13 protein-coding genes and 1 pseudogene are annotated in these 12,590 nt (G+C 69.3%); 10 read left to right on the top strand and 4 right to left on the bottom strand.

The window, feature by feature from the left end:
• Together JHC79_RS20575 and JHC79_RS20570 are read left to right on the top strand one after the other, a co-directional pair.
• The coding region (locus JHC79_RS20575; protein WP_296394329.1) for a thioesterase domain-containing protein at positions 1-994 on the top strand (994 nt) is incomplete at its 5' end.
• Positions 991-2,784 carry a DUF4012 domain-containing protein gene (locus JHC79_RS20570; RefSeq protein WP_296394327.1) on the top strand — a complete coding sequence of 598 codons (1,794 nt, stop codon included), beginning with the start codon at positions 991-993 and terminating at the stop codon, positions 2,782-2,784. The genes JHC79_RS20575 and JHC79_RS20570, both read left to right, overlap by 4 nt.
• Before the next feature lie 35 nt (positions 2,785-2,819).
• Here JHC79_RS20570 and JHC79_RS20565 read toward each other — a convergent pair whose 3' ends face one another.
• On the bottom strand, positions 2,820-3,362 hold the full coding sequence (locus tag JHC79_RS20565) for a YdcF family protein (protein WP_296394325.1): 543 nt from the start codon (positions 3,360-3,362) through the stop codon (positions 2,820-2,822).
• Between the two features lie 55 nt (positions 3,363-3,417).
• Between JHC79_RS20565 and JHC79_RS20560 the strand changes: the two genes are divergently transcribed.
• The 4 genes from JHC79_RS20560 to JHC79_RS20545 all read left to right on the top strand — a co-directional run bounded on the left by JHC79_RS20560 (position 3,418) and on the right by JHC79_RS20545 (position 7,432).
• Positions 3,418-4,365, top strand: a complete 948-nt coding sequence (locus tag JHC79_RS20560) for an ATP-binding cassette domain-containing protein (protein ID WP_296394323.1) — start codon at positions 3,418-3,420, stop codon at positions 4,363-4,365.
• Complete coding sequence (locus JHC79_RS20555) at positions 4,362-5,219, top strand: ABC transporter permease (protein ID WP_296394320.1); 858 nt, start codon at positions 4,362-4,364, stop codon at positions 5,217-5,219. Before JHC79_RS20560 ends, JHC79_RS20555 begins: the two co-directional genes overlap by 4 nt.
• Positions 5,220-5,447: 228 nt before the next feature.
• Entirely contained in the window at positions 5,448-6,896 is a 1,449-nt protein-coding gene (locus tag JHC79_RS20550) for a sugar transferase (RefSeq protein WP_296394333.1), read from the top strand.
• A 23-nt stretch (positions 6,897-6,919) separates the two neighbouring features.
• Positions 6,920-7,432 (top strand): low molecular weight phosphotyrosine protein phosphatase, encoded by a 513-nt coding sequence (locus JHC79_RS20545; RefSeq protein WP_296394318.1) that lies wholly within the window; start codon positions 6,920-6,922, stop codon positions 7,430-7,432.
• Between the two features lie 340 nt (positions 7,433-7,772).
• On the opposite strand, the gene JHC79_RS20540 is transcribed toward JHC79_RS20545, so the two are convergent.
• Both JHC79_RS20540 and JHC79_RS20535 read right to left on the bottom strand, forming a co-directional pair.
• Positions 7,773-9,026 (bottom strand): saccharopine dehydrogenase NADP-binding domain-containing protein, encoded by a 1,254-nt coding sequence (locus JHC79_RS20540; protein ID WP_296394316.1) that lies wholly within the window; start codon positions 9,024-9,026, stop codon positions 7,773-7,775.
• Positions 9,027-9,070: 44 nt separating this feature from the next.
• Entirely contained in the window at positions 9,071-10,195 is a 1,125-nt protein-coding gene (locus JHC79_RS20535; RefSeq protein WP_296394331.1) for an AbrB family transcriptional regulator, read from the bottom strand.
• An 88-nt stretch (positions 10,196-10,283) separates the two neighbouring features.
• On the opposite strand from JHC79_RS20535, the gene JHC79_RS20530 reads away from it, so the two are divergent.
• The 4 genes from JHC79_RS20530 to JHC79_RS20515 are packed head-to-tail and all read left to right on the top strand — an operon-like array spanning position 10,284 to position 12,315.
• Complete coding sequence (locus JHC79_RS20530) at positions 10,284-10,745, top strand: MarR family transcriptional regulator (RefSeq protein WP_296394313.1); 462 nt, start codon at positions 10,284-10,286, stop codon at positions 10,743-10,745.
• Positions 10,746-10,783: 38 nt separating this feature from the next.
• A complete protein-coding gene (locus JHC79_RS20525) occupies positions 10,784-10,975 on the top strand; it encodes a hypothetical protein (protein ID WP_296394311.1) in 192 nt (63 codons plus the stop codon).
• 4 nt (positions 10,976-10,979) lie between these two features.
• Complete coding sequence (locus tag JHC79_RS20520) at positions 10,980-11,690, top strand: molybdopterin-dependent oxidoreductase (protein ID WP_296394309.1); 711 nt, start codon at positions 10,980-10,982, stop codon at positions 11,688-11,690.
• Positions 11,662-12,315 carry a cytochrome b/b6 domain-containing protein gene (locus JHC79_RS20515; RefSeq protein WP_296394307.1) on the top strand — a complete coding sequence of 218 codons (654 nt, stop codon included), beginning with the start codon at positions 11,662-11,664 and terminating at the stop codon, positions 12,313-12,315. Before JHC79_RS20520 ends, JHC79_RS20515 begins: the two co-directional genes overlap by 29 nt.
• 59 nt (positions 12,316-12,374) lie before the next feature.
• Here the strand turns inward: JHC79_RS20515 and JHC79_RS20510 are convergent.
• A pseudogene (locus JHC79_RS20510) lies at positions 12,375-12,590 on the bottom strand (transcriptional regulator); the annotation flags it as partial.

The raw sequence follows: 12,590 nt of genomic DNA, 5'->3' as shown, positions 1-12,590 counted from the left end.
GGACAGCGTCGGTGGCGACCCCCGCACCGAGACCGAGGCGACGGTCCTGGCGGTGTTCCGTCACGTCCTCGACAACGACACCCTCGGCGTCGACGACGACTACTTCGTCGCGGGTGGCACGTCGCTACAACTGGCGCAGGTCACCGCCGCACTGCAGACCCGGATGGGCACACGAATCCCGATCGCCGTGATCTTCTCCCACCCCAGTCCGGCCGGACTGGCCGCCGCGATCGACGCGGGCACCGACGCCCTCGCCGCGCTCGCGCCGGTCGTCGAACTGACCGACCCCGCGCGGACACCGACCGCAGAGCCACCGCTGTGGACCGTGCACCCGGCCAGCGGTCTGGCGCTGGCGTACCGGCCGTTGGCCGACACGCTCGCGGTTCCCGTTGTCGGACTGCAGTTGCCGGGCCTGCTCGACAGCGCGGCACCCATGCCGGCGACCCTGGCCGACCTCGCCGCGGTCCACATCGAGGCGCTACGACGGCATCAACCGCACGGGCCCTACCGGCTGGCCGGGTGGTCGGTCGGTGGCCAGCTGGCCCATGAGATGGCGCGACAACTCGCCGAGTCCGGCGACGTCATCGAGCTGCTGGCCCTGCTCGATCCGCGGATCGGCGTCGACATCGGCGTCGACGCCTTCACCGCCGAGGGCGCCGGGATCGACCCGGAGATGGCGGCCCGGCTGGCTGCGATCGATCCGGTGCGCTACGCCGACTACCAGCGCCGTGCGCAGATGCTCGTCACCGCCGCGGCCGCCCACGAGCCCGGAGTCGTCGACGTGCGGACCGCGATCTACGTTGCCGCGCGGGACAATACCGATCCGTACCGGTGGGACCCGATGGTCGTCGGACCGATGTCGCACGAGGTGCTCACCGTCGATCACGCCGACATCGGCGACCCCGCGGCAATGACCGTCGTCGCCGGGATGCTCGCGTTACTCTTGCCACCTGTCCGCGACCGCGAAGCCACCGACCACCAGGAGAACCGATGACCGAGCAGGGTGTCGCGAGAGTCGACGGAGAACGTACGGGCCGATCCCGACGTCGAACCGTGTTCGTCGTCGTCGCAGTGATTCTCGGGTTGATCGTGATCGCCGCGGTCTACCTCGGCTACCTCGCGATCAAGGCCAAGGGTGAGCTGGAGTCGGCGCGCACACACGCCAACGCCGCCCGCAGCGCCGTGGTCGACGGCGACGTCGGCAGGGCCCGCTCGGAGGCCGCGTCGGCCGATTCGGATTCGTCGGCCGCGAAGTCCCGCACCGACAATCCCGTGTGGTCGGCCGCGTCGGCCATCCCGTGGCTCGGTTCACCGCTGGACTCGGTCTCGGAGATCTCCGATGTCGTCGACGACCTCGCGTCGCAGGTCCTCACCCCCACGGCGGAACTGGCCACCACCCTCGACCCGAACACCCTGCGGACCGGCGCCACCGGCATCAACACCGCTGCGCTGGCCGGCGCCGAGTCGAAGCTCGCGACAATCGCCACCAGCGCGGAGGCCATCGACGCCCGTGCCCAGCGGATCGACGGTTCGTGGCTCGGCCAGGTGTCCGACGCGCGCGATCAACTGCGTTCACAGACAACCAAACTGAGCCGGTTCATCCGCGGCACCGACACCGCCGCGAAGCTGCTGCCCCCGATGCTCGGCGGCACCGAACAACGCAGGTACTTCTTCGCGTTCCAGACGCCGGCCGAATCCCGCGCCACCGGCGGTCTGCTCGGCGCGTATGGCGTGATCAGCGCCCGTCGCGGCAAGGTCACCGTCGACAACCTGGGGCCGAACACGACGCTGCGCGCACCGTCGCGACCCATCGATCTGGGTGCGGACTTCGACACCAACTACGCCATCAGCAGGCCGTATGTCGACTCGCGCAACTCCAACATCAGTGCCCACTTCCCGTACGCCGCCCAGATCTGGATGTCGATGTGGCAGCAGCAGTCCGGGCAACGTCTCGACGGCGCGTTGGCCACCGACCCGATCGCGTTGAGCTACCTGCTCAAGGCCACCGGCCCGATCACGTTGACCGGCGGTGAGCAGATCACCGGCGACAACGTCGTGCCGATCACCCTCTCGACGTCGTATCAGCGCTTCGGTGGCGACAACGCCGCCCGCAAGGCCTACCTGCAGCAGATCGCGTCGAAGTCCATCGACAAGCTGACCAGCACCCGCGGCAACACCGGCGCCGTGCTCGAGGCGCTCGGTCGCGCGGTCCACGAACGTCGGCTGATGATCTACAGCACCCGCCCGGCCGAGCAGCAGCTGCTCGTCGAATCCGGCCTGTCGCACACGGTCTCGGACACGTCGGCGCCGTACGCCGAGGTCACCGTCGGCAACCTCGGTGGCAACAAGATCGACTACTACCTCAAGCGGTCGATCAGCTACAGCGCAGCCGCGTGCACCGGCGACACCCGCACGACCACGGTCACCGTGACGCTGCAGAACACGCTCACCGACCTGTCGCTGCCGTCCTATGTGATCGGTACGCTGGGCAACCCGCAGAACCAGGTGGCGCCCGGCACGAGTCAGATCAATGTCACCCTCAACGCCACCAGAGGTGCTGTGCTGCAGAGCCTCACGGTCGACGGCGCCGCGACGTTGTACGGCACCGGCACCGAGCTGGGTCGCCCACACGTGATGACGCAGGTCCGCGTGCCCGCAGGCAAGACCGCGACCGTGGTCTTCACCCTGAGCGAGCCGACGTCGGCGACGGGCGCGGCCGTCGTCCCGACGCAACCGCTGGTGGATCAGCCCGATGTGCGGGTCGACGTGCCCCAGTGCAGATGACCCGCGTTCAGATGACCCGCGTGCAGATGAACGGTCTAACAGCCACTCTGCGCGAACGCACGCACGAAACCTGCGCTCTGATAGAGGTACATGTAGGCCCAGTAGGGCAGGCTCAGATCCGGTGCGTAGTCGGCCATCACGAGATCGCCGGTGAAGCAGCGACGCACGATGTAGTCCGCGCGCGAGACGTGCGGGGTGAAGGTGACCACCATCGCCGACGTCCACCTGTTGGCTGCGGCCTGATCGCGCAGGAAGCGGGCCTCACCCCGTGTCGTGCGGGGGTCGGGGTCGAAGCAGATGACCTTGACGCGATGCGGGACGTCGCAGATCGCCTCCATGTACGCGTCGGGACGCTCGTACGGGTCGGACACCAGCACCACTGGCGCCAGGCCCTTCTCGGCGAGCGAGATGGCGTAGTTCTCCCGGCCGTCCTGCCGACCGCCGAGGACCATGATCACGTCCACCTCCCGCGGGGTGTCGGCGACCGCGGGAACGACGTACACGGGCACACCCGCCAGCCCGATGACCACGATGAGCGCGATCGCGGAGAGGACAACTCTCCGAACGGCTCTGACCATGGCCCGAGAATACTGACGCCGGGCCCCGAACGCGCCGGGCATGGCGGGCGTCACAGTGTCTGAGCACTCCATCTCCGTCCGCGACCTGACGATGACCTACCAAGAGGTGCGGGCGCTGGAGGCGGTCGACCTCGAGGTGCCCACCGGCACGGTGATGGCGTTGCTCGGCCCCAACGGCGCGGGCAAGACCACCGCCGTCCGCATCATCGCGACGCTCCTGCGTCCCACCGGCGGAACGGTCACGGTCGCCGGGGTGGATGTGCTCGCCGACCCGCACACCGTGCGCGGGCTCATCGGGTTGTCCGGGCAGTTCGCGGCCGTCGACCCGGCGCTGACGGGTCTCGAGAACCTCACCATGGTCGCGCGGCTGGCCGGCTACACACGACGCGCGTCGCGGCGGCGCGCGTCGGCCCTGCTCGAGCAGTTCGACATCGCCGACGCCGGTGCTCGTCGCGTGTCGACGTACTCGGGCGGGATGCGACGGCGCCTCGACCTCGCCGGGTCCCTCGTGGCGCATCCGCCGGTGGTCATCCTCGACGAGCCCACCGCGGGACTCGACCCCAACAGCCGCGCGCAGCTGTGGTCGGCGGTCCGCGAACTCGTCGCCGCGGGCAGCACCGTGCTGCTGACGACGCAGTACCTCGAGGAGGCCGACCAACTCGCCGACGCGGTCACCGTCATCGACCACGGTGCGGTCATCGCCCGTGGGACGCCGGAGGAACTCAAACGACAGTTCGGCACCGCGTCGGTCACCCTGACCCTGGCCGACGCCGCCGACCGCACCGCCGCGACGGCGGTCGTGATCGGCTGCGGGTACGAGGTCGTCGACGGTTCCGAACCCGTCACGATCACCTTCTCGGCGTCGGCGCCCGGGCCGGCGGTGGCCACCGTGATCGCGGCACTCGCGACGACCGGCATCGGTGTCGTCGACAGCCGCGTGCGCGTGCCGTCGCTCGACGACGTCTTCGTCGACCTCACCGCCCCCACGGATGCACCCGCGTGATCAGGCTGCGTGCGCGACGCGCGGAGGTGGGCATCGACCGCGCGCCGCCGATCCGCGGGAACGGGATCCTCGACTTCCTCGTCGACTGCGAGGTCATCGCGACGCGCAACGTCCGGACCATCACCCGCAATCGGCAGATGATGCTGGGCGTTGTCCTGCAGCCGTTGATGTTCGTCCTGCTGTTCTCCTACGTCTTCGGTGACGCGCTCGGCGGTGACCGCTACCGGGAGTTCCTCATCGGCGGCATCATGACCCAGACCGTCGCCTTCAACTCGGCGTTCACCGCGCTCGGGCTCGCGACCGACCTCGGTACCGGCATCGTCGAACGTTTCCTGGCGCTGCCGATGTCACGGCTGGCGATCGTGGCGGGCCGCACCATCTCGGATCTGACCGTCAACGTCGTCGGTCTCACCGTGATGACCCTGGCCGGGTTGACGGTCGGGTGGCGCATCGAGGCGGGCTTCTGGTTCGCGGTCGGTGCGTACGCCACCGCGCTGGTGTTCGGGTTCGCGCTGTCGTGGATCGGTGCGGTGATCGGCATCGTCGCGGCGTCGGCCGAGGCAGCGCAGAGCCTGCTGCTCACGGTGCTGTTCCCGATCTCGTTCGTCTCGTCGGCGTTCATACCGTCGCGGTTGTTGCCGATCCCGCTACGGCAGATCGCCACCTGGAATCCGGTCACCGCGGTGGCGCGCAGTTTCCGCCAGGGATTCGGCAACCCGATCTCGGTCAACCCCTTGTTCGGTGAGCCGGTCACCTGGGCGTCGCAGCACGCGCAGCTCTACACGATGGTGTGCTCCGGGATCATCCTGGCCGTCGGTCTGCCGCTGACCGCCCGGGTGTTGCGACGTCGGTGACGCCCCCACCGGAGTCGCGCGGGCGAGCGCGACTGCGGAGCGGTCCTCCGAACCGACATATCAGACAGCCGTAAACCGCAATTATTTATTCTTCATGCGCGATACTTAACTACCGGATCGGAATACCCTCATCCTCGACGGGGGCATGACGGAGGAAGTGAGTTGACGCGCAGCCGAGTTGCCACTGTCCGCTCCCCGGCCCGTCCGAGGACGCGTGTCGCATCGCGGATCGCTGCCCACGAGCGGTCGGAGTCATGGCTCGACACCTACGTCCGCTCGGTGCTCTGGACCGACACCGCCGTGGTGATCGTCGTCGTCCTCGCCGCGCAGATGCTGCGCTTCGGTCCCCAGTCGTTCGACGACCCGATCGGGCGGGATGACGCACCGGTCGGGCTCGTGTCGCTGGTGGTGGCCGCCGCGTGGCTGATCGCGTTGCGGATCCGCCAGTGCGTGGACCGTCGGATCGTCGCCGCGGGACCCGCCGAGTACAGCCGCATCCTCAGCGCGAGCTTCGGGATGTTCGGCACTCTCGCCATCGTCGACCTGTTGTTCAAGCTCGACATGGCGCGGTCGTTCCTCGCGATCGCACTGCCCGCGGGAACCATCGGTCTCCTCGCGTCGCACTGGTTGTGGCGCGCCCGCCTGACGCGACGGCGCCGCAACCGGTTGGACCTCAACCGCGTCATCGTCATCGGTGGACTGTCGTCGGCGCAGCCGCTCATCGAACACCTCGACCGCAACCCCGAACTCGGCTACGACGTCATCGGGCTCTGCGTGCCGCCGGAGCAGGCGGGCATCGTCGGACCGGTCGCGGTGAACGGGCGCGCGGTGCCGATCGTCGGTGAGTTCGCCGATGCCCGTGAGGCGGTCGCCATCTCTGGCGCCACCACGGTCGCGGTGACCTCGGCGGAGGCGCTGGGTCACTCGGCGATGCGTGAGCTGTCGTGGGACATGGAGGGGATGGACGTCGACATGGTGGTCGCGCCCGGCGTCGTCGATGTCGCCGGACCGCGGATGCGGGTGCGCCCGGTGGCCGGGCTGCCGCTCCTGCACGTCGACAAGCCCAGCTACGACGGCGCCAACCGCATCTTCAAGGCCACGCTCGACCGGGTCGGGGCAACGCTGCTGCTCCTCGTCGGACTCCCGGTGCTCCTCGCGTGCGCGGTCGCGATCAAGCTCGACACCCGCGGGCCGGTGTTCTACCGCGCCGAACGCATCGGCATCAACAACACCCCGTTCCAGATGTGGAAGTTCCGGTCGATGGTCGTCGATGCGGAGAACATGAAGACGTCGCTGATCGCACTGAACGAGGGTGCGGGTGCGCTGTTCAAGATCCGTGACGACCCTCGCGTGACCCGCGTCGGGAAGTTCATCCGGCGTTACAGCCTCGACGAGCTTCCGCAGCTGTTCAACGTCCTGTCGGGGACGATGAGCATGGTCGGTCCGCGGCCACCGCTGGCGAGCGAGGTGGAGCGCTACGACGGGCCCGTCGCCCGACGAATGTTGGTGCGCCCGGGCATGACCGGGCTGTGGCAGATCTCCGGGCGCTCGGACCTCTCGTGGGACGAGTCGGTCCGGCTCGACCTCACCTACGTCGAGAACTGGTCGATCATGTCCGACGCGATGATCCTGTGGCGCACCTTCCGCGCGGTCGTCGCGCGGACCGGTGCGTACTGAACGCTGCCACTAGGCTCACGCACATGGCGCCACGGATCCTGTTCGTCTGCACCGGGAACATCTGTCGGTCGCCGATGGCGGAGTATCTGCTCCGTGCGCGCCTGGCCGATCTGCCCGGGCCGGTCGCCGTGCACAGCGCCGGTGTCGGGGCGTTGACCGGCGATCCGATGCATCCGCAGACGATGCGGGTACTGCGCGAACGCGGCATCGACGGTGCGGACTTCGTCGCGACGTACCTCACCCCTGAGGCGATCGCCGAGCACGACCTCATCCTGGGGCTCTCGCGCAGCCACCGTGACGACGCGACCGCGAAGGTCCCGATGGCGTGGCGGCGGATCGTGACACTGCGCGAGTTCGACGAACACGTCGCGGCGGGCGGCGACGGCATCGCCGAGATGCGCATCAGCGGTGACCGCAATCGCGCCGAGCTCGACATCGCCGATCCCATGGGCAAACCGAACGCGGACTTCGACCGCCTCGTCGGCGAGATCGAGCCGATCATCGACCGACTGGCCGGGTGGATGCGCGCCCGCTGATCGGCGCCCCTCGCGTGTTGGGCCGTTGTAAGCCCCTGTTGGGCCCCGGTTTCCGCCCGTTGGGCCGTTGTTAGCCCCTGTTGGGCCCTCGTTCCCGCGTGTGGGGCCGTTGTTACGGCCGGTTGGGCCGTTGTGCTCGCCGGTTGGGTCGCGTCATGCCCGCCGGTTGAGCGGCGGCGCACCGGGCGACACCCCTTGGACCCAACGCGGGAGCACCAAGGCCCAACGCGGGGAAACGTCGGCCCAACGCGGGAGCACCAAGGCCCAACGCGGGGAAACGTCGGCCCAACGCGGGAGCGCTACGGCCCAACGCAGGGGTACGACGGCCCAACCGGTGGGGTCAGCCGGTCTGCTCGGCGGTGAGCGTCATGCCCGCGTCGCGCAGCCGGTCGACGAGGACGTCGCCCATCGCGGCGGCCGGGGTGAGCACTCCCGAACGATCGGGCAGTCGGTCACGGTCGAGCGCCAACGCGAGAGCGCTCTCACCGAGCATGACCGCCGTCGCCTTGTAGCCGGGGTCGCCGCTGGCGCGCACCCGGGAACGGAAACGCTTGCCGGTCGTGGTCGTCGTGTACACGTCGCAGGTGAAATGACCTGCCTCGCGTGCCTTCTCGCTCGGACCGTCGCCCGCCTTGGGCAGGACGCGGTCGAGCAGCTTGCGGGTGGGGCTGAAGGCCATCGCGCCGAGGAACGCACCCATCCCGCCGGCGACGAGACCGGCGACGGCGGTCGACACCCCGGGGATCGAGCCCACCGACATCGCCTCGCCGTAGCGGAAGCGATCGCCGTAGGCGTTGTCGAGGAGCGCGTTGGTGCGGCGCACGATGCGGGTGTTGTGCGACGCCATCACGAACGGCGCGAGGGTGCCCGACAACGACGGGTCGACGGTCTTGGCGTTGACGATCAGGGTGTCGCTGGGCTCGGACGGCCGCTTGGTGCGGTGCTCGCCGGGACCGGTCGACAGCGCGTGCTTGTCGAGCAGGGTGCGCCGGGTGGCGGGATCTTTCGCCTCGTGCGCGATGACCCGCATCGAGTCGATCGTGCCGCCGGAGAAGCCACCCTTGAACGACGAGACCACGAGCGTGGTGTCGGTGAGTTCGCCGGCGTCGGCCTCGGCGACCGCCCGGTAGAGGAGGTAGACGCCGATGTCGGAGGGGACGGAGTCGAAGCCGCACGAGTGGACGATGCGAGCGCCGTTCGACGCCGCCTGCTCACCGAACTTGTCGATCGACAGCCGGACGAACGGGACCTCGCCGGTGAGGTCGACGTAGTCGGAGCCGGCGTTGACGGTCGCGGCCAGCACCGACTCGCCGTATTTGAGGTACGGGCCGACGGTGGTGCAGACGACGCGGGTGCGAGCGGCCATGGCGTCGAGCGATGCGGGGGAGTCGGCATCGGCGACGATCAGTGGCCAGTCGTGTGCGGTGGCGGGCAGGGACGCGCGGGTCTTCTCGAGCTTGGCCTGGGTGCGTCCGGCGAGGGCGATGCGCGTCCCGGCGGGGGCGTGCTCGGCCAGGTACTTGGCGGTCAGGATGCCCACGAAGCCGGTGGCTCCGAAGACGACGACGTCGAACTCACGGCTGGTGTCGGTCATGTCCCGACCCTAATGCCCAACCAGCCGGGTGCTCCACGGGTCGGTCACGTCGTCGAGTCGGCCATCTCGGGTTCGTCGACGACGTTGCGGTTGCGGAAGCGCTGGTAGAGCCGCGCTGCCGCCGGGGCGATGAACAGCATCAGCAGGACGCGGACGATCTGTGCGGCGACGACGAACGTGATGTTCGATCCGGCGGCGGCCGCGGCCGCCAGCACGGCGTAGATGCCACCGGGGGTGGTCGCCAGGTAGGAGTCGAACATGGATTCGCCGGTCCACAGGCTGAGCAGGACACCGAGACCTGCACTGCCGATGCCGATCGCGACGATGAGTCCCACCGCGTACGGCAGGACGCGGCCGATCGCGCGCAGGCTGTCCATGGTGAACCCGAGTCCGGCCTGCCAGCCGATGATCGCGTAGCCGAGGGTCACCAGGACCAGCGGCACCGCGGCCGACCCGGCGATGCCGGTCAGCTCGGCGATCACCGTCAGCACCAGGGGGCCGAGCAGGCCGGCGGCCGGGAGCCGCACGAGGCGTCCCAGGGTGATGCCGACGGCCATGCACACCGCGGTCAGCAGCAGTCCCCACAGCTGCGGGCGCAGGCCGTCGGTGCCCAGGACCGATGCGGAGATGCCGCCGCCGGAGCCGGACCCGGAGCCGGTGTGGGCGCCGAACACGACCGTCGCGACGATCGGCATCGTGACCGTCACCAGCCCGACGCGGACGTACTGGATGACCGCGACCATCCGTTCGTCGCCACCGAGCTCGCGGGTGAGGGCGACCAGTCCCGATGCCCCGCCCGCGACCAGCGCCAGCGACCCGGTCAGCGGGTCGACCTTGCGATGCAGCCCGAGCAGCGCGCCGCCGCCCACCGACAGCGCCAGCGTCCCCACCGCGACCACCACGACCGGGATCCACGCGGAGCCGAGGCCGGTCAACACATCGGGGGAGACCATCGTGCCGATGTAGACGCCGAGGACACCCTGCGCCGCGAGGCCGAACGGTCGGGGCATCGGGGGTTCGTCGCCCCGCGATCGGGGCGCGAGGCCGGCCAGCGCCAGCGCTGCTGCGATCACCAGTCCGGCGAACAGGGCCGCCGACGGCACCGACAACAACTCCAGACCGACCGACGCGAGAGCGGTGAGAAGGATCAGTCCCGACCAGCGCATCAGCATTTTAGCAAGCTTACTCTTGGTATTTCGCGGACGCGAACCGGGCGCAACCGGACAGGATCGGTAATGTCTGCGTTATCGTCTTGGTATGACGGCGATCGATACCGACGAGGCGACCCGGTTGCGCGAGGCGATCATGTCGGTGGCGCGAGCCGCTCGCCTCCACCGCGGTGACCACGGCCTGACGCTCACACAGGTGACGGTGCTGGGCTATCTCGACCGGTCGGGGACCACCACCGTCGCCGACCTCGCCGCCCGCATGCACGTACGCGTGCAGTCGCTGACGGTGAGCATGAACAAGCTCGACGACGCCGCGTTCATCGTCCGACGCACCGATCCGGACGACCGTCGACGCCAGCTCGTCGAACTCACCGATGCGGGCCGGGAACTGCTGCTCGACGACCGCGCCAAACGCGACGAGTGGCTGGCGCAGGCCATGGCGGCCAACCTCGACGAGACCGAGCGCGGGCTGATGATGCTGTGCGTGCCGCTCCTCGAACGGCTCGCCGCGGATCGCGTGGGACAACTGATGCCGCGCGTAGGATCGTGAACGACGCGGTCGCGTCGCACACCTCGCGAGGAGCACTCATGCGCAAGCCGGTCTACCTGGTCGCGGGGATCATCATCGCCCTGTTCGGGTTCGTCTTCTTCCTCCAGGGAATCGGTGTCCTGGAAGGCAGCGCGATGAGCAACACGGTCTTCTGGTCGATCGCCGGCCCGGTCGTGGTGATCGTCGGTGTCGTGGTGATCGTCTTCGGCGCACGCGGCCGTCTCCGCTAGCACCGTGTCCGGCTCACCCGAGGACCCGAGCGCGGGCCCGTCGCACGGAAAACCGGTGGGGCGACGCATCTTTCTCGGTCTCGTCGGGCTCGGTGCCGTCGGTGTCGTGGCGGGATCAGAGGCGCAGAACGCCCTGTCGCGGTGGCTCGCACCGGTGATGGCCAACGACCCGACCGGACTCGTCGCGCTCCTCCCACTCGGCGACACCTTCCGGTTCTACTCGGTGGTCGGGTCGGTCGAGCGGCGCGACGGAGGCGACTACAGCCTGACCGTCGGCGGCGAGGTGGCGACACCCGCGAAGTACTCGCTGGCCGATCTGCAGCGGATGCCCCAGACGAACCTCACCGAGACGTTCCACTGCGTCACCGGATGGCGGGTCCCCGACGTTCCGTGGACCGGCGTGCGGTTGTCGACACTGATCGACCGGGCCGCCCCGCGCTCCGGCGCCACCGCCGTCCGGTTCCGATCGTTCGACGGCACGTACACCGAGAGCCTCCCGCTGGACAAGGCCCGACGCGCCGACTGCCTGGTGGCGCTGCGCATGCTCGACGCCCCGGTCACCCACGACCACGGCGGTCCGGTGCGCATGTACGTCGGCGGGCAGTACGGGTACAAGAGCACGAAGTGGCTGTCGGGGATCGAGCTGACGACCGAGGAGATCCCCGGGTACTGGGAGAGGCGCGGCTATGAGCTCGACGGCACCATCGACGAGTGACATCCCGCGCTTCGGCCGGACGGCCCGGGCGGTGCACTGGTCGGTGACGGTCCTGATGATCGTCTGCATCGTCACCGCGTTGTTCCTCTACGTCTCGTCGCTGGCCATCCTCGTCGGCAACCGCCACCTCATCGAGATCGTCCACGTCTACGCCGGCTTCGCCCTGCCGGTCCCGCTGATCCTCGGGTTGGCGTCGCCGGGCTACCGCGACGACCTCCGCAGGCTCAACCGCTTCCTGCCGACGGACTGGAAGTGGTTGCGCACGAGGACCCGTCGCGACGGCACCATCCCCGTCGGCAAGTTCAACGCCGGACAGAAACTCAACGGCGCCCTGCAGGCCGGGTCCATCGTCGTGCTGTTCGGGACCGGGGTGCTGATGTATTTCCCCAGCCTCGTGGGTCTGTCGTACCGGTCGGGCGCGACGTTCGCCCACGACTGGTTCGCGCTCGGTGTCGGCATCCTGGTGCTCGGTCACATCGCGATGGCCATGGGCGACGCCGAGGCGCGACGCGGGATGCGCACCGGGTCGGTGTCGGACTGGTGGGCCCAGACCGAACACGGCGCCTGGGCCGACGAGGTGGCCGCCGGCGGCAGCGAGCCCGACTCCGAATCGTCGCGGGGATGACCCCGCCAGTTGGGCACGTAAACCCACCAGTTGGGCACGTCGAACTCCCTGTGCTGAGCTCAGCGGGCCGCGATGCCGTCGGCGCCGAGCGCTCCCAGGAAAGCGAGGCTCTCGGCAGCGGAGGATCCGACCGGCGCGGTGTACAGCACCAGATGCTGGTCACGGTCGGCGAGGTGTAGGACATCGCAGTCGAGGGTGAGCTCGCCGACGACGGGGTGATGGAAGGTCTTGGTCAGCATCGATGGCGGTTGCACGTCGTTGCGCTCCCAGAGACG

Source organism: Williamsia sp., assembly GCF_016462415.1.
Classification (GTDB): domain Bacteria; phylum Actinomycetota; class Actinomycetes; order Mycobacteriales; family Mycobacteriaceae; genus Williamsia_A.
Note: the sequence above shows the minus strand (reverse complement) of the source record. Positions and strands in the feature narration are given on the sequence as shown.